Origin of the sequence: Streptomyces sp. NPDC059900 (assembly GCF_050270335.1) — a bacterium.
GTDB lineage: Bacteria > Actinomycetota > Actinomycetes > Streptomycetales > Streptomycetaceae > Streptomyces.
On the sequence record NZ_JBNNJZ010000161.1, the window covers coordinates 1 to 15,600 of the forward strand.

At 70.6% G+C, this 15,600-nt stretch carries 14 protein-coding genes; 7 read left to right on the forward strand and 7 right to left on the reverse strand.

Annotation, left to right across the window (positions count from 1 at the left end):
• Positions 1-60: 60 nt before the first annotated feature.
• Positions 61-1,275 (reverse strand): phosphoserine phosphatase SerB, encoded by a 1,215-nt coding sequence (serB, locus tag ACQKIP_RS21565; protein ID WP_365853360.1) that lies wholly within the window; start codon positions 1,273-1,275, stop codon positions 61-63.
• 191 nt (positions 1,276-1,466) lie between these two features.
• Complete coding sequence (locus tag ACQKIP_RS21570) at positions 1,467-3,245, reverse strand: streptophobe family protein (protein ID WP_365853362.1); 1,779 nt, start codon at positions 3,243-3,245, stop codon at positions 1,467-1,469.
• Positions 3,246-3,511: 266 nt separating this feature from the next.
• Between ACQKIP_RS21570 and ACQKIP_RS21575 the strand changes: the two genes are divergently transcribed.
• Complete coding sequence (locus tag ACQKIP_RS21575; RefSeq protein WP_365853364.1) at positions 3,512-6,118, forward strand: FHA domain-containing protein; 2,607 nt, start codon at positions 3,512-3,514, stop codon at positions 6,116-6,118.
• 105 nt (positions 6,119-6,223) lie between these two features.
• On the opposite strand, the gene ACQKIP_RS21580 is transcribed toward ACQKIP_RS21575, so the two are convergent.
• The 3 genes from ACQKIP_RS21580 to ACQKIP_RS21590 all read right to left on the reverse strand — a co-directional run bounded on the left by ACQKIP_RS21580 (position 6,224) and on the right by ACQKIP_RS21590 (position 9,007).
• Positions 6,224-6,937 carry a transglycosylase SLT domain-containing protein gene (locus ACQKIP_RS21580; RefSeq protein ID WP_361188081.1) on the reverse strand — a complete coding sequence of 238 codons (714 nt, stop codon included), beginning with the start codon at positions 6,935-6,937 and terminating at the stop codon, positions 6,224-6,226.
• A gap of 292 nt (positions 6,938-7,229) precedes the next feature.
• Positions 7,230-8,312 carry an S-adenosylmethionine:tRNA ribosyltransferase-isomerase gene (locus ACQKIP_RS21585; protein WP_365853366.1) on the reverse strand — a complete coding sequence of 361 codons (1,083 nt, stop codon included), beginning with the start codon at positions 8,310-8,312 and terminating at the stop codon, positions 7,230-7,232.
• Positions 8,309-9,007, reverse strand: coding sequence for an SDR family NAD(P)-dependent oxidoreductase (locus ACQKIP_RS21590; protein WP_365853368.1), 699 nt, complete (start codon positions 9,005-9,007; stop codon positions 8,309-8,311). The genes ACQKIP_RS21585 and ACQKIP_RS21590 overlap by 4 nt, the downstream gene beginning before the upstream one ends.
• 193 nt (positions 9,008-9,200) lie before the next feature.
• Here ACQKIP_RS21590 and ACQKIP_RS21595 point away from each other — a divergent pair, with 193 nt between their 5' ends.
• The 3 genes from ACQKIP_RS21595 (at position 9,201) to ACQKIP_RS21605 (ending at position 11,418) form a co-directional block, all read left to right on the forward strand.
• Positions 9,201-10,346 (forward strand): GAF domain-containing sensor histidine kinase, encoded by a 1,146-nt coding sequence (locus ACQKIP_RS21595; protein WP_365853370.1) that lies wholly within the window; start codon positions 9,201-9,203, stop codon positions 10,344-10,346.
• The gene (locus ACQKIP_RS21600; protein WP_365853372.1) at positions 10,339-11,001 is read left to right on the forward strand and encodes a response regulator transcription factor; all 663 of its coding nucleotides are present in this window, start codon (positions 10,339-10,341) and stop codon (positions 10,999-11,001) included. The genes ACQKIP_RS21595 and ACQKIP_RS21600 overlap by 8 nt, the downstream gene beginning before the upstream one ends.
• A 171-nt stretch (positions 11,002-11,172) precedes the next feature.
• On the forward strand, positions 11,173-11,418 hold the full coding sequence (locus tag ACQKIP_RS21605; RefSeq protein WP_365853374.1) for a chaplin: 246 nt from the start codon (positions 11,173-11,175) through the stop codon (positions 11,416-11,418).
• Positions 11,419-11,639: 221 nt separating this feature from the next.
• Here the strand turns inward: ACQKIP_RS21605 and ACQKIP_RS21610 are convergent, their stop codons facing one another.
• On the reverse strand, positions 11,640-12,419 hold the full coding sequence (locus ACQKIP_RS21610) for a hypothetical protein (protein ID WP_365853376.1): 780 nt from the start codon (positions 12,417-12,419) through the stop codon (positions 11,640-11,642).
• A 123-nt stretch (positions 12,420-12,542) separates the two neighbouring features.
• On the opposite strand from ACQKIP_RS21610, the gene ACQKIP_RS21615 reads away from it, so the two are divergent.
• The 3 genes from ACQKIP_RS21615 (at position 12,543) to ACQKIP_RS21625 (ending at position 14,915) form a co-directional block, all read left to right on the forward strand.
• Positions 12,543-13,340: an ABC transporter ATP-binding protein gene (locus tag ACQKIP_RS21615; protein WP_365853378.1), complete on the forward strand. Its 798-nt coding sequence runs from the start codon at positions 12,543-12,545 to the stop codon at positions 13,338-13,340.
• A gap of 83 nt (positions 13,341-13,423) precedes the next feature.
• Complete coding sequence (locus tag ACQKIP_RS21620) at positions 13,424-13,852, forward strand: NfeD family protein (RefSeq protein WP_365853380.1); 429 nt, start codon at positions 13,424-13,426, stop codon at positions 13,850-13,852.
• A gap of 115 nt (positions 13,853-13,967) precedes the next feature.
• Positions 13,968-14,915: an SPFH domain-containing protein gene (locus ACQKIP_RS21625; protein WP_365853382.1), complete on the forward strand. Its 948-nt coding sequence runs from the start codon at positions 13,968-13,970 to the stop codon at positions 14,913-14,915.
• A gap of 104 nt (positions 14,916-15,019) precedes the next feature.
• On the opposite strand, the gene ACQKIP_RS21630 is transcribed toward ACQKIP_RS21625, so the two are convergent.
• The gene (locus tag ACQKIP_RS21630; protein WP_361188055.1) at positions 15,020-15,526 is read right to left on the reverse strand and encodes an HNH endonuclease; all 507 of its coding nucleotides are present in this window, start codon (positions 15,524-15,526) and stop codon (positions 15,020-15,022) included.
• Positions 15,527-15,600 lie beyond the last annotated feature (74 nt).

Consider the following 15,600-nt stretch of genomic DNA (forward strand, 5'->3'; position numbering starts at 1 on the left):
GCACGTACGGCGGTGGGCCCCGGAACCGCAGCGGTTCCGGGGCCCATCGCCGTACGTGCGTCAGTCGGTGTGCGTGTCCGCTGCCTCGACCTCTTCGCGGGTGATGCCGAGAAGGTAGAGGACGGTGTCGAGGAAGGGGACGTTCACCGCGGTGTGCGCGGCCTGCCGGACGACGGGCTTGGCGTTGAAGGCGACACCGAGACCGGCCGCGTTCAGCATGTCGAGGTCGTTGGCGCCGTCGCCGATCGCGACGGTCTGCTCCAGCGGGACCCCGGCCTCCTCGGCGAAGCGGCGCAGCAGACGGGCCTTGCCCGCGCGGTCCACGATCTCGCCGGTCACCTTGCCGGTGAGCTTGCCGTCGACGATCTCCAGGGTGTTGGCCTGCGCGAAGTCGAGGCCGAGACGTTCCTGCAGATCGTCGGTCACCTGGGTGAACCCGCCCGAGACGACGCCCACTTGGTAGCCAAGGCGCTTGAGCGTGCGGATGAGGGTGCGGGCGCCGGGGGTGAGGCGGACCTCGGAGCGGACCTTGTCCACGACCGAGGCGTCGAGCCCGGCGAGGAGCTCCACCCTGGCGTGCAGCGACTGTTCGAAGTCCAGGTCGCCGCGCATCGCGGCCGCGGTCACCTCGGCGACCTCGTCCTCGCAGCCGGCGTGCGCCGCGAAGAGCTCGATCACCTCGTCCTGGATGAGGGTCGAGTCGACGTCCATCACGACGAGCCGCTGGGCACGGCGGTGCAGGCCCGCCGCGACGACGGCGACGTCCACGCCGAGCTTCGCCGCTTCCAGGGCGAGGGCGGTCCGCAGCGGCTCGGTCTCCGTGCCGGATACGGCGAACTCCACTGCGGTGACCGGGTACTTGGCGAGCCGGAAGATACGGTCGATGTTGCCGCCGGTCGCGGTGATGCTGGCGGCGATGGAGGCCGTCGACTCGGCGGTGAGGGGGTGGCCGAGCACGGTGATGTGGGAACGGCCAAGGCCACGCGGGCGGTTGTCGCCGATGCCCGAGATGATCTCGGCCTGCATCTTCAGGGACTCGGCCCAGCTGTGCACGGTGGACCGCAGGTCGCCCTCCAGACCGGCCGGCGGCTCGGTCACGAGCGCGCACAGCACTATGCGGCCACGGGTGACGACCTGCTCGATGTCGACGACGTCGACGGAGTAGGCGGCGAGGGTGTCGAAGAGGCCTGCGGTGATTCCCGGGCGGTCCTTGCCGAAGATCTTGACGAGGAGCGTGGGGATGTCGGCGGGCTGCGGGAGATGAGGAGCGCTCATGGTGAGGCCCACCGTATCCGGCGGTCCGGCCGGCCCGCCGGGGTGGTCCGCGTGCCGGACACCGCGCGAGTCCCTCGCCGGGTCTTTTCTTTCCTCGGGCCTGCTTGCCCTCGGGTCTGCTTGCCCTCCGGCTCGCTTGCCCTGCGGTCGGCGCCTGCCGCAGCAGCCGAAGCCGCCGCCGCACGGAGGAGCTACCGCCCCCGGCCTCCCCGGGGTCCGGACCCCGAACCCGGCGGTGGCGGCGGGGGAGGCGGTGGCGGTGGCCATTCGCCGCCCTCGTCCGAGGAGCGGGGCCGCGGCTTCGGCTGGGGAGGGGGAGCGACCGGACCCGCCACCGTCGGCGCCCCGGAGACATCGCGCGGCGGCCGGAGGTAGGGGTTGGTGCCAGGGTTCGAGGGCCGGAACGGAGCGCTGGGGCTGTACGGTCCAGCAGCCCCGCCAGCCCCGCCAGCCCCGCCAGCCCCGCCAGCCCCGCCAGCCCCAGAGCTCCCGGAAGTCCCATAGCCCCCGGCAGCGACGGCCGCACCCTCAGTCCGGCCCGGCAGCGCCACGCCCCCGCCCCCGTCTCGCGCAAGCACCGAAACCCGACCCCCCGCAGCCCCGCTCGCCACAGCGAGCAACGCCCCCACCGCGCCCGCCCCCGCACCCCACACCGCACCGAGGAGCAACGCCATCCCCAGTTGCCCGTGCAGCTCGATGCCCGCTCCGAAGGCGTCGAAGCCGAGCACCGAGAGCGAGGCGTCGGCGGACACCCCCGTCAGCCACACCAGCAATGGCAGCCCGGCCGCCGTCACCACGCCGAGCCGCACCGCACACTGCCCCGCGAACCTCAGGGCGCCGGTCTCGCCACGTAAGTAAGGAGTGCGGACAGCGGTGAGCACCCCGGCGAACAGGATCATCAGCGCCGCCGCGACGCCGAGCAGCCACACCCGGCTGTCGAGTTCCGCGAGCCGCCCCAGCGTCACTGCCTCGCTCCCCGACGAACCGGGCCCGGTCAGGAGGTCGTCCACCGGATCGGGCAGCAGCTTCGCCAGCTGCCCCGTGGCTTCGCCGTCCCACGGCACGAAGAGCCCGACCGGCACCCCGAGCCACACCCCGTTCGGCGCCCCCAGCAGCGCGGCCCCCGCGATCCGCTTGGGATGGTCGTCGCCGATCATCGCGTACACCGCCGCGGCGAGCCCGGCGAGCACCGCCACCAGCAGGACCGTGACCAGCGCCGACGAGGCAGGGCGCACCACGCGGTGCACGACGTCCCACCCGCGCGGCAGCGGCGTGCGACGCGAGGCGAGCAGCGCGATCAGCAGCACGACGAGCACCCACAACGCGCCCCCGAGCAGCGTCGGACCCGTCTCCACGGTGAAGCCGACCGACGCCTTCGCCTGCGCGAGATCGCCGAGGCGATCGGGCAGCAGGCCCCCGATGTCACCGAGCCCGCCGGGCAGTTTGTCCGTGATGTTGTCCGGGAGCTGGTCGATCCCTTTGTCGATGCCCTGGTCGATCCCCAGCTGGTCACCCTTGATCGTGATGATGTCGTGACCCGCCCAGGCGAGCCCTCCGAGCATCGCCACAAAGAGGACGACCACCGCACCGGCCCGTGCCGCCAGCTCCGCGGGAGAGATCACAACTCCCGCTCCACGCAGGGAGCGTAGGAAAAAATACGCAAGGAGTACCGCGCCGGCGAGCCCGACGCCCAGCGGTGCGACATCGATCGCGGTGGTCGCCTGGGCCCCTTCGAGGCCGAATGCCGACACGTCACCGGAGGGGGTGACCGAGCCCCCCGCGCCGAGCGCCACCACGGCTGCCGTCATCGGCCCGAGCGACGCCACCGCGTCCGCCCCGAGCAGATGCAGGCCGAGCGCCGCCGTGCCGGCCATGCCGACAAGGGCCCAGCTCACGGCGGCGATCGCGGAAAGCAGCACATCGCCCCACCGCACGCCCCGGCCTTCGGCCCGCTTATCGCCGGTCTCCATCAGGATCCCCCCCGACTCGCACCGCGTCGCCCTATTCACACGAGATATGCGCAATGCGCATGATCCGTACGCACTCATGGGCGGTTACTACTCTCCGGGGCGGTTTCTGCCCAGTCAACGGGGCGGTCACGGAGGCCCGTACGCAGTCTTCACAAGGCCCGACTTTCGGTCAGAGGCCTCCGCCTGAAATAGTTCCTCCCGATGTTCGACATCCCTAGACTCCCCATGACGGGGGCTAGCTCGGGGGACAACTCAGTGGGGCTGGAGTGCCGGAACTCGTACTGGAATTGAATGGAAGGACCTGGACGCTCGATCCGTCCAGGTCGTACACCCTCGGACGTGATCCGCAGGGAGATCTCGCGCTTGACGACGCCAGAGTGTCCTGGCGTCACGCCACGATCAGCTGGAGCGGCCGCACTTGGGTCATCGAGGACCACGGCAGCACCAACGGCACCTTTGTGCAGGGCCAGCGGATCCACCAGATGGAAATCGGTCCCGGCTCGGCCGTGAACCTCGGCAACGCGACCGACGGCCCGCGGCTGAATGTGTCCGGCAGCGCGTCCGGCGCCGCCGCCATGTCCGCGCCGCAGCAGGCCGCGCAGCAGGCACCGGCCCATCAGGCGCCGCAACACCAGGCACCGCAGCACCACGCGCAGCAGCAGGGCGGACCCGGCTGGGCGGCCCAGGCACCCCAGCAGCAGGCGCCGCAGCACCACGCGCAGCAGCAGATGCCCCAGCAGCAGGGCTGGCCGCAGCAGCACCAGCAGGCTCAGCACCAGCAGCCTCAGCAGCCGCAGGTCCCGCAGCAGCAGGGTCCGGGTGCGGGTTCCGGCGGTGCCGCGGGGGCCCCGCCGGTCTACGGCGACCGCAGCCCGACGACGTTCCACCAGCTCGCGCTCGGCCGCAAGATGCGCATCGGCCGCGCCTTGGAGAACGAACTGGTCGTCTCCGACCTCCAGGTCTCCCGGCACCACGCCGAGTTCACGGCCACTCCGGACGGCCGCTTCGAGATCCACGACCTCGGCTCGCACAACGGCACCTACATCAACGGTCAGCCGGTCGCGAAGTCGGGCACGGCCCTCATCGGCCCGAACGACATCGTCAGCGTCGGCCACTCGACGTTCCGGCTGGTCGGCGACAGGCTCGAGGAGTTCGTCGACACCGGTGAGATCTCCTTCTCCGCCCGCCACCTGACGGTGACGGTCGACGGCGGCAAGGACATCCTCAAGGACGTCTCCTTCGGTGTCCCGGAGAAGTCGCTCATCGCGGTCATCGGCCCCTCGGGCTCCGGAAAGTCCACCCTGCTCAAGGCGCTCACCGGCTACCGGCCCGCCAACCAGGGCGACGTCCTCTACGACAACCGGAACCTCTACAAGCAGTTCGCCGAGCTGCGCCAGCGCATCGGTCTGGTCCCGCAGGACGACATCCTGCACAAGGAACTGACCGTAAAGAAGGCCCTCAAGTACGCCGCCAAGCTGCGCTTCCCCTCGGACACCAGCGAGCAGGAGCGCGAGCAGCGCATCGACGAGGTCCTGCGCGAGCTCAAGCTGGACATCCACAAGGAGAAGAAGGTCACCTCCCTCTCCGGTGGCCAGCGCAAGCGCGTGTCGGTGGCCCTGGAGCTTCTCACCAAGCCGTCGCTGATCTTCCTGGACGAGCCGACCTCGGGCCTCGACCCGGGCATGGACCGCGACGTCATGCAGCTCCTGCGCGGTCTCGCGGACGACGGCCGTACGGTCCTGGTCGTCACGCACTCGGTCGCCGAGCTCGCGATCTGCGACAAGCTCCTGGTGATGGCGCCGGGCGGTTCGGTCGCGTACTTCGGTCCGCCGGAGGAAGCACTCAACTTCTTCGGCTACCAGACGTGGGCGGACGTCTTCTCGGCGTTCGAGAACTACCGCGACTACGACTGGGCGGGCCGCTGGAAGGGCTCGCAGCACTACCAGATGTACGCCGCCGACATCGACGCCGTGGCCGCGCAGCCGGTCCACATGCCGCCGCCGCAGGCGATCAGGCCGCCCAAGCCGCAGGGCTGGGGCTCACAGCTGTGGACCCTGATCCGCCGCTACACCTCGGTGATCGCCTCCGACAAGGGCTTCATGGGCCTGATGGTGATCCTGCCCGCGGTCCTCGGCATCGTCAGCGTCGTCATCCCGGCCGACTTCGGGCTCGGCCCGCCCAAGCCGCCGGCCAAGTTCAACGGCGACGCGGGAACGATCATGCTGATCCTCGCGGTCGGCATGTGCTTCTCCGGCGCGGCCAACTCCGTACGTGAGCTGATCAAGGAACGGGTCATCTACGAACGGGAACGGGCCACCGGCCTCTCCCGCTCGGCGTACCTGATGTCCAAGGTCATCGTCCTCGGCGTGATCACGGCCTTCCAGGGCGTCATCATCTGCGGAATCGGTTTCGCGACGCGCGACATGCCGGCGGAGGGCCTGATCATGCCCCCGGCCGTCGAGATCTGCCTGGTCATCATCGCCCTGGGCTTCACCTCGATGATGTTCGGCCTGGTCATCTCCTCGCTGGTGAAGACCTCCGAGAAGACCATGCCGCTGCTGGTCATGTTCGCGATCGTCCAGGTCGTCTTCACCGGCGTGCTCTTCCAGGTCTACGGCTCGCCGGGCCTGGAGCAGTTCGCCTGGCTCATGCCGTCGCGCTGGGCCATCGCCGGTGCGGGCGCCACGCTGGACCTCGCGCACCTCATGCCGCCGTGGGACCCGAAGAAGCCGGGCGACCTCGACCCGCTGTGGGAGCACTCGGCAAGCCAGTGGGGCATCAACATCACGATCCTGCTCCTGATCGGCATTGCCTGCGGCTTCGCGGTCGCACGGCTGCTGCGCCGTCACGAGCCCGAGGTCATGCGCAAGTAATCGTCTGCCCGCGGGCAGACGAGAAGGGCGGCACCCCCGTGGGGGTGCCGCCCTTCGGCGTCTGTCGAGCCTCGGCGAAGAGGTCCGTCGATCCGGGGATCAGGCTCAGTAGGCGCTGTTCACGTTGTCCATCGAGCCGTACCGGTCGGCCGCGTAGTTGGCGGCGGCGGTGATGTTGGCGACCGGGTCGTAGATGTTCGTGGACGTGCCCTCGACGTGGTAGGCGTCGAAGGTCGGCTGGATGACCTGGAGCAGGCCGACGGACGGGGTGCCGTTGATGGCGTTGATGTCCCAGCCGTTCTTGGCGTTCGGGTTGCCCGCGGACTCACGGATGATGTTGCGGTGCAGGCCCTCGTAGGAGCCGGGGATGCCCTTGGACTTCATGATGTCCAGGGACTGGCGGATCCAGCCGTCGAGGTTGTTGGCGTAGACCGGCTTGCGCGCGGCGGCACGGCTCGCGGCTTCCTTGGCCTTGCGCTCGTCCTCGGCCTTCTTCTTGGCCGCGGCCTCCTCGTCGGCCCGCTTCTTCGCGGCGGCCTCGGCGTCGGCCTTCGCCTTCGCGGCAGCGGCGTCCTTGGCCTGCTTGTCGGCGTTGGTCTGCTGCTTGGCGACGCTGGCGTGCACCGACTGCTGGGCGTCGGCGTTCTGCGTGAAGGCCACCGGGGCGGCGGAGACGTCCCGGGTTCCGGCATCGGCGCTGCCCGGCACGAGGGAGAACGCGAGGGCAGCGGCGCCGAGCGTGGCGACACCGGCGATCGAGAACTTCTGGGTCTTGGTCAGCGCGGGGCGACTATGACCAGGGGTGGTGTGCTGGGACATGCTGATGGACCTCTTCGAATAGCGGAGGTCGCTCCGGCCGGCGGGGACATTGCTTCTCCGGCACAAACGCCGCGGTGCAAGACCGCGGCGCCGAGCGACGGGAGCAATTGTTAGCGGCCGCAAAATTCTGTGGCAAAGCAGTGACGTACGAAGCCGGGTAGTGGATCAGGGGGCGCGACGTACCTTTTGACTGCATTCCTTGCCATGCGCATAAAGGGATATCTCATCCACTAGGGGTCTTCGTACGTGACATGCACCCTATGCGCGGGCTCACATCGAACGCGTAACAAACTCACCGAGAGTTGCCGCCGCAACTCTCCGGGTGAGCAAACTCCTCCGGAAGTAGGAGGTGTACGTCGCCGAACTCGTGCCACAGGTAGAGACGGCGTACCGCCTCCGCGTAACCCCGGTCGACGGCGGCCCGGCCCGCGACCGCCTCCAGCATCAGCAGATGCGACGCCTGCGGCTCGTGCAGCCCCGTGAGCAGCCCGTCCACCGCGCGCACGCCCCGCTCCGGCGTCACCACGAGCTCCGTACGGCCCGCTGCCGCCAGGACCACCCCGTCGGGCCCCGCCGCCGACTCGACGGCGCGCACCGCCGTCGTCCCGACCGCGATGACGCGCCCGCCGCCCGCCCTGGCGGCATTGACCAGGCGCGCCGACGTCTCCGGCACCTCGAAGAGCTCGGGATACGGCGGCTCGTGCGCCTCGGGCGACGCCACCCCCGTGTGCAGCGTGACCGGCGCGAACTGCACACCCCGGCTCACCAGGCGTGCCACCAGGGCCGCGGTGAACGGCCGGGCCGCGCTCGGCATCTCCGCGCTGCCCGTTCCGTCGGCCGAGGGCAGAGCGAACACGGTCTGGTGGGCGGAGAGCGGCTGGTCCCTCTCCGTATAGGAGTAACGGATGGGGCGCCCGTGCCGCCGCAGCAGCGACGGCACATCGGCCGGAACCCTGGCCCACCACAACCGCCCGCTCCCCGGCGCCAGCGGCTCCTCCAGGACGAGTCGTACGTCTCCGGGGAGCCGCACCACTGAACCCGCGGGCCCGCCCGCACGCGCACGCGTGGTGCCTCGTCCGTCCGGATCCCGCAACTCGACGGCCCACCGTCCGTCGTCGCCCCGCGTCGAGAAGTGCACCACCACGCGCGCGTGCCCGGCGGTCGCGTCGACCGCAGCGGGCAGTGTCCGCGAGGTGTTCACGATCAGGAGGTCCCCGGCCTGCAGCAGCGAGGGCAGGTCGGCGAACGCGTGATGCGAGACCTCCGTCCCGCGGGACACGAGCAGCCGCACCGCGTCCCTGCCCAGCCCCTGGCCCCGCTGCTCGACGGGGACCCGCGCCGCCAGCTCGTCGGGCACCCGCACGGCGAGCGTCATCGGACGTCCATCAGAGAAGAAGCCGAGTACCGCCCGCTCGCCGGACGCTCGTCGAGCAGCCGCAGGAAGCCGGGCACCACCGCTTCGGGCAGCGGCCGCCCCGTGGCGTCGTCGTCCGGAACGGCCGCTTCGTAGAGATCGGTCCGCATGTCACCGGGATCGACCGCCCACACCCTGATCCCCGGCTCCTCCACGGCAAGGACCGCCGACAGATGATCGAGGGCGGCCTTGGACGCCCCGTATCCGCCCCACGTCTCATATGCCTCGACGGCCGCGTCGGAGCTGACGTCGACCACCGCCCCCGCCCCCGATGCCCGCAACAAGGGCAACGCCTCCCGGATCAGCCCCAGAGCCGCCACCACATTGGTCTCCAGAGCCCGCCGCAGCCCCTCGGGCGTGAGCTCTTCAAGGCGTACGAGGGGCTCCGCACCCAGCGCGCTCGCATTGTTCACCAGCAGATCGAGACCGCCCAGCTTGCGCGCCGCGGCCACCAGATCCGCCCGGTGCCCCGCATCCGTGACGTCCCCCGCGACGGCCTCCACGCGCGCGCCGTGCCCCGCGAGGTCGCCTGCGGCCTCCTCCAGCACGGAAGCCGTTCTCGCGTCGAGCACCAGATCCCACCCGCGCCCGGCGAGCGCCGCCCCCAGCGCGCGGCCCAGCCCCTTCGAAGCCCCCGTGATGATCGCTACCGGCATGACATCCGTCCCCTCGGGTCGCCCTGGCAGCCGCCTCTCCGGCGGATGAATTCCACGCTAGGAACGGACCCGCCGCCGGCGCCTCGTGCGCGGGCCGCAACGGCGAGGGTCCTTCGGCCTACGCCCGCGGCCCTAGGCGGTGGCCGCCACAGGTCCGATACGCACTGTCACACCCCGCCGGTACCGTGAGGCCATGAGTCAAGGACACCGGTCCGGCCTGAACGCGGTGAGCTCCGCGCTTCTCGCCATGAGCAGGCAGCTCGAGGTGCGCGACGTCCTCAAGACGATCGTCGCCTCCGCCCGCGAGCTGCTCGACGCGGAGTATGCGGCGCTCGGCGTCCCGGACGACCACGGCGGATTCGCCCAGTTCGTCGTGGACGGCGTCAGCGAGGAGCAGTGGCGTGCCATCGGCCCGCTGCCCCGCCAGCACGGCATCCTCGCCGCGATGCTGCACAAGGCGGAGCCCGAGCGCCTCGCCGACGTCCGCGAGGACCCGCGCTTCGAGGGCTGGCCGTCCGCCCACCCGGACATGTCCGACTTCCTGGGCCTGCCGATCCTCTCCGGAGACGAGACGCTCGGCGCGCTCTTCCTGGCGAACAAGAAGTGCCCCAAGCCGCAGGGCGGTTGCGGCTTCACCGCCGAGGACGAAGAGCTCCTGACGATCCTCGCCCAGCACGCGGCGATCGCCCTGACGAACGCCCGTCTCTACGAACGCAGCCGCGAGCTGACCATCGCCGAGGAGCGCTCGCGCCTCGCCCACGAACTGCACGACGCCGTCAGCCAGAAGCTGTTCTCCCTGCGCCTTACGGCCCAGGCGGCCGCCGCTCTGGTGGACCGCGATCCCTCGCGCGCCAAGGGCGAACTCCAGCAGGTGGCGGTGCTCGCGGCGGAGGCCGCGGACGAACTGCGCTCCGCCGTGGTCGAGTTGCGCCCCGCCGCCCTGGACGAGGACGGCCTGGTGGCCACCCTGCGCACGCACACGCAGGTCCTGGACCGCGCGCACTCCGCCGAAGTCACCTTCGAGAGCTGCGCGGTGCGCGCCCTGCCCGCCGCCCAGGAGGAGGCGATGCTGCGCGTCGCCCAGGAGGCGCTGCACAACGCCTTGCGCCACTCCGGGGCCAAACGCGTCGGCGTGACCCTGGCGCGGCGCGGGGCGGGAGCCGTGCTGCGCGTCACGGACGACGGGTGCGGCTTCGACCCGCGCGGAATCCGCCGCGCGGGGCGGCACTTGGGCCTGGTCTCGATGCGGGACAGGGCGAGCGGGGTCGGCGGACGGCTGACCGTGGAATCGGAGCCCGGCAAGGGCACGACGATCGAGATGGAGGTTCCCGGTGGCTGACGGTGTGTTCCGTGCGAAGACAGGGATCCGGGTGCTGCTGGTCGACGACCACCAGGTGGTCCGCCGCGGTCTGCGTACGTTCCTGGAGGTGCAGGACGACATCGAGGTCGTCGGCGAGGCGTCGGACGGCGCCGAAGGGGTCGAGCAGGCCGAGAAGCTGAAGCCGGACGTCGTCCTCATGGACGTCAAGATGCCGGGCATGGACGGCGTCGAGGCGCTGCGCAAGCTCCGCGAACTGGCCAACCCCGCGCGCGTGCTCATCGTCACCAGCTTCACCGAGAAACGCACGGTCGTCCCTGCCCTGCGCGCCGGCGCCGCCGGGTATGTCTACAAGGACGTGGACCCGGAGGCCCTGGCGGGCGCGATTCGCTCCGTGCACGCGGGCCATGTGCTCCTCCAGCCCGAGGTGGCGGGGGCGCTGCTGTCCCAGGAGGAGTCCAACACCGGGCAGGGGAGAGGCGGTTCCCTCACCGAGCGGGAGCGCGAGGTGCTCGGGCTCATCGCCGACGGCCGCTCGAACCGCGAGATCGCGCGTGCGCTCGTGCTCTCCGAGAAGACCGTCAAGACCCACGTCTCGAACATCCTGATGAAACTGGACCTCGCCGACCGCACCCAGGCCGCCCTGTGGGCCGTACGACATGGTGTGACCGGCTGATTAACGTTTCTGAACACTCCGTCAACCGGCGGGACGGACGGATGCGCCGCGGTCTGAGATTCATACCGTCGTGTGGATGTCCCCCGATCGGCGCAACCTGTGAGCCGCCCGGCCGTTCTCCAGTGTGCGCTGCGGCGGCTGGCCGCAGCGATCGCTTAGGAGGATCCAGAAGTGAAGAACCTGAAGAAGGCCGCCGCTGTCACGATGGTGGCGGGTGGCCTCGTCGTCGCCGGTGCCTCTCTCGCCTCCGCCACGGACGGTGCGCACGCGGGCGGCAAGGCCGTCAACTCCCCCGGCGTCGGCTCGGGCAACCTCGTCCAGGCGCCGGTGCACATCCCCGTGAACGCCGTGGGCAACACCGTGTCCGTCATCGGTGCCCTCAACCCGGCCTTCGGGAACGACGGCGTGAACGTCTGACGTAACGCGGTCCGGCAGTGACCACCGGCCCCCCGGGCTTGATCCGGGGGGCCGGTCTTGCGCCCTTCAGGGGCGCGGGGAACGGCGCGACAAGCCACAGAGCACCCGCAGCGAAGCACGAACACGCACGGCCCCGAGCGAAGCACCGCAGCCCCACCAGAAGCCCCGCCGCGCAGCGGCTGCCCCCGGGCCACCCCGGAACCGCCAAGCCCCCCGCAGGGCTACCGCTCCCGCTCCTCCACGTACGCGTTGTACGCGGCCACCTGCGCCCGCCGTGCCGTCCGTTCGACCGGACGCAGCGCCTCACCCCGCGCGGCCATCTCCGAGGCGCTCACGGCCCCGCCATGGCCGTTCTCGTACGCCACCGAGATCAGCAGGCCGACCCGCTGGGCCAGCTCCAACACCCGTACCGCACGCGGCGGGTAGCCCGGCGCGAGCACCTCACGGCCCCGCTCGGCCCGCGCCCGGTACGCGTCCACCGCCGCCTCGGCGACCGGCCCCGAGCCCGCGACGTCGAGCCGCGAGAGCACCTCCGTCGCATCCCGCAGCGCCTCGGCGAGCTCACGCTCCGCCTCGCCGAGCGAGGGCACATCGGCGGGCGGCGCCTCCCGCACGGGCAGGCAGTGCCAGAGGACCTCCACGTGAACGTCGCCTGCGGGCCCCGCCTCGGACACCTCCGGCACAAGCCCGTACGGCGCCCCGTAGGCGACGACCGCCTCCTCGGCATCCAGGGCCCGCGCGTTGAAGTCGGGCGGCCCGCTCAGACCGAGCGGATGCCCCGGCGCGGGCAGCGCGACCCTCAGCCCGGTCACCCCGAGCGTGCGCAGTCTTCCCAGGGCAAGCGTGAGACCGACGGGTCCCGACTCGCCGGGGAGGCCTTCGACGCGGTGCACGGCGTCGTCGCCGACCATCGAGAGCACCGCCTCATCCGGCGAGACAAGTCCGGCAAGCAAGGCATTTCCCCATGCCGCCAAGCGTCCTGAACGTGGTTCCGAGAGCATGCGTACACCCTAAGGACCGGGCTAGGGGCTGGAGCGCTCGACCGGTGGCGTAGGTTTTCTCCCAGGGGACTGCGTCCACAGACGCAAGCGACAGCCGAGACTGCAATGGGAGACAACGCGCTCATGAGCGATGTACTGGAGCTGGAGGACGTATCCGTTGTCCGCGAGGGCCGGGCTCTGGTGGACCAGGTCTCCTGGTCGGTCAAGGAGGGTGAGCGCTGGGTCATCCTCGGACCGAACGGCGCGGGCAAGACCACCCTCCTGAACGTCGCGTCCAGCTACCTCCACCCGAGCACCGGCACCGCCACCATCCTCGGCGAGACCCTCGGCAAGCCCGGCACGGACGTCTTCGAGCTCCGCCCGCGCATCGGCGTGGCCGGCATCGCGATGGCCGAGAAGCTGCCCAAGCGCCAGACCGTGCTCCAGACGGTGCTCACGGCGGCGTACGGCATGACCGCCGGTTGGCACGAGGACTACGAAGACGTCGACGAGCAGCGCGCCCGCGCCTTCCTCGACCGCCTTGGCATGACCGAGTACCTGGACCGCAGGTTCGGCACCCTCTCCGAGGGAGAGCGCAAGCGCACCCTGATCGCGCGCGCCCTGATGACCGACCCCGAGCTGCTCCTCCTGGACGAGCCCGCCGCGGGCCTCGACCTCGGCGGCCGCGAAGACCTCGTACGCCGCCTGGGTCGTCTCGCCCGTGACCCGATCGCCCCCTCGATGATCATGGTCACGCACCATGTCGAGGAGATCGCCCCCGGCTTCACCCACGTCCTCATGATCCGCCAGGGCAAGATCATGGCCGCGGGCCCGCTGGAGCTCGAACTCACCTCCCGCAACCTCTCCCTCTGCTTCGGACTGCCCCTGGTGGTCGAGGAGCGGGGGGAGCGCTGGAGCGCGCACGGCCTGCCGCTCGGCTGAAACCGGCGCCAACGGCCGGGCCCGCTCCGGCCGGGAGATCACGTGCCCTGTGCGGGACGGTCTCGCGGTCCTACCATGACCATGTGGACATCGACGCATGGGTGTGGTGGCTGATCGGCGCCGCCGCGCTCGGAATCCCGCTCGTACTGACCGCGATGCCGGAGCTCGGCATGCTCTCCGTGGGCGCTGTCGCGGGCGCCGTGACCGCGGGCCTCGGCGGCGACACCGTGCTCCAAGTCGTCGTCTTCGCCGCTGTGTCGGTCGCGCTCATCGCGGTCGTGCGCCCCTTCGCGGCGCGACAACGCACCCAAGGGCCCAAGCTGGCCACGGGAGTTGACGCGCTGAAAGGCAGGACAGCCGTCGTCGTGGAACGAGTTGACGCCTCCGGAGGCCGCATCAAACTCGCCGGCGAGATCTGGTCGGCCCGCGCGCTCGACACCGAGCAGAGCTACGAGACCGGACGCGAGGTGGACGTGGTCGAGATCGACGGAGCGACGGCCGTCGTCATGTGAATGCACCACGGGGTGTGCGGCGGTCTGACAGACTCGACCAGCAAGATCTTCGCGGGCGTTCCGGCTCTGCGGATCTTCCGGGAACACCGAGGCAAGAGGGGTACGGGGAACAACGATGCAACCAATCATCATCGTCCTGATCATTCTGGTGGTGCTGGTCTTCATCGCCCTGATCAAGACGATCCAGGTCATCCCGCAGGCCAGCGCGGCGATCGTCGAGCGCTTCGGCCGCTACACCAGAACGCTGAACGCCGGCCTGAACATCGTCGTCCCGTTCATCGACTCGATCCGCAACCGCATCGACCTGCGTGAACAGGTCGTCCCGTTCCCGCCGCAGCCGGTGATCACCCAGGACAACCTCGTGGTGAACATCGACACCGTCATCTACTACCAGGTCACCGACGCCCGCGCCGCGACGTACGAAGTCGCCAGCTACATCCAGGCGATCGAGCAGCTCACCGTCACCACCCTGCGCAACATCATCGGTGGCATGGACCTGGAGCGGACCCTCACCTCCCGCGAGGAGATCAACGCGGCGCTGCGCGGCGTTCTCGACGAGGCCACCGGCAAGTGGGGCATCCGCGTCAACCGCGTCGAGCTCAAGGCGATCGAGCCGCCGACCTCCATCCAGGACTCGATGGAGAAGCAGATGCGCGCCGACCGCGACAAGCGCGCCGCGATCCTCCAGGCCGAAGGTGTCCGGCAGTCGGAGATCCTGCGCGCCGAGGGCGAGAAGCAGTCCGCGATCCTGCGCGCCGAAGGTGAGGCCAAGGCCGCGGCCCTGCGCGCCGAGGGAGAGGCCCAGGCGATCCGTACGGTCTTCGAGTCCATCCATGCCGGAGACCCGGACCAGAAGCTGCTCTCCTACCAGTACCTCCAGATGCTGCCGAAGATCGCCGAAGGCGACGCCAACAAGCTCTGGATCGTGCCCAGCGAGATCGGCGACGCCCTCAAGGGCCTCGGCGGCGCACTCGGCAACTTCGGCCCCCTGGGCGGCGGCTCCGGCAGCCCCACCCCGGCGGCCCCCGCCACGGAGCGCCGCGAACAACCGCGGATCGACTGACGCAAGAAACCCCGCGCCCGAAGGGGCGCGGGGAACTGCGCGCTCAGCCAAGGACAACCCGCACAGGGAGCACTCTCGGAACCGGCAGGTACGGCGCCGAGCGGTCAGGCGGCAGGCGCTGCCAGCCACTCCGGCAGTGAGGCCAACTCGTCCCGGCCGAGCGCCAGCAACATCGCGTCGGCCGGAGTCGGCTCAAAGGGCTGCCGCAACAACGGCATGCCCGCCTCTTCTGGCGTACGGTCCGCTTTGCGGTGATTGTCCAGCGCGCACGAAGCCACCGTGTTCAGCCAGGAGTCCGCACCGCCCTGCGCCCGCGGCACCACGTGGTCCACGGTCGTCGCCCGCCTCCCGCAGTACGCGCACCTGTGCTGGTCCCTGACCAGGACACCGCGCCTCGACCACGGAGCCCGTCTTCGGAACGGCACCCGTACATACCTGCAGAGCCTGATCACCCGGGGCACCGGTATCTCGACCGCCGCCGCGCGCACACGGAGTCCGGGGTGGGCCTGCTCGACGACTGCCTTGTCCGTAAGCACCAGTACGACGGCACGGTTCAGCGTCACCGTCGACAGCGGCTCGAAGCTCGCGTTCAGCACCAGCGTGTCCCGCATCTCGCCCACCTCCCGTATGCACACCGACCCACCCCTGGCGGGCTGGGATCAACTCTGGCCGGGCACGCCGAGAT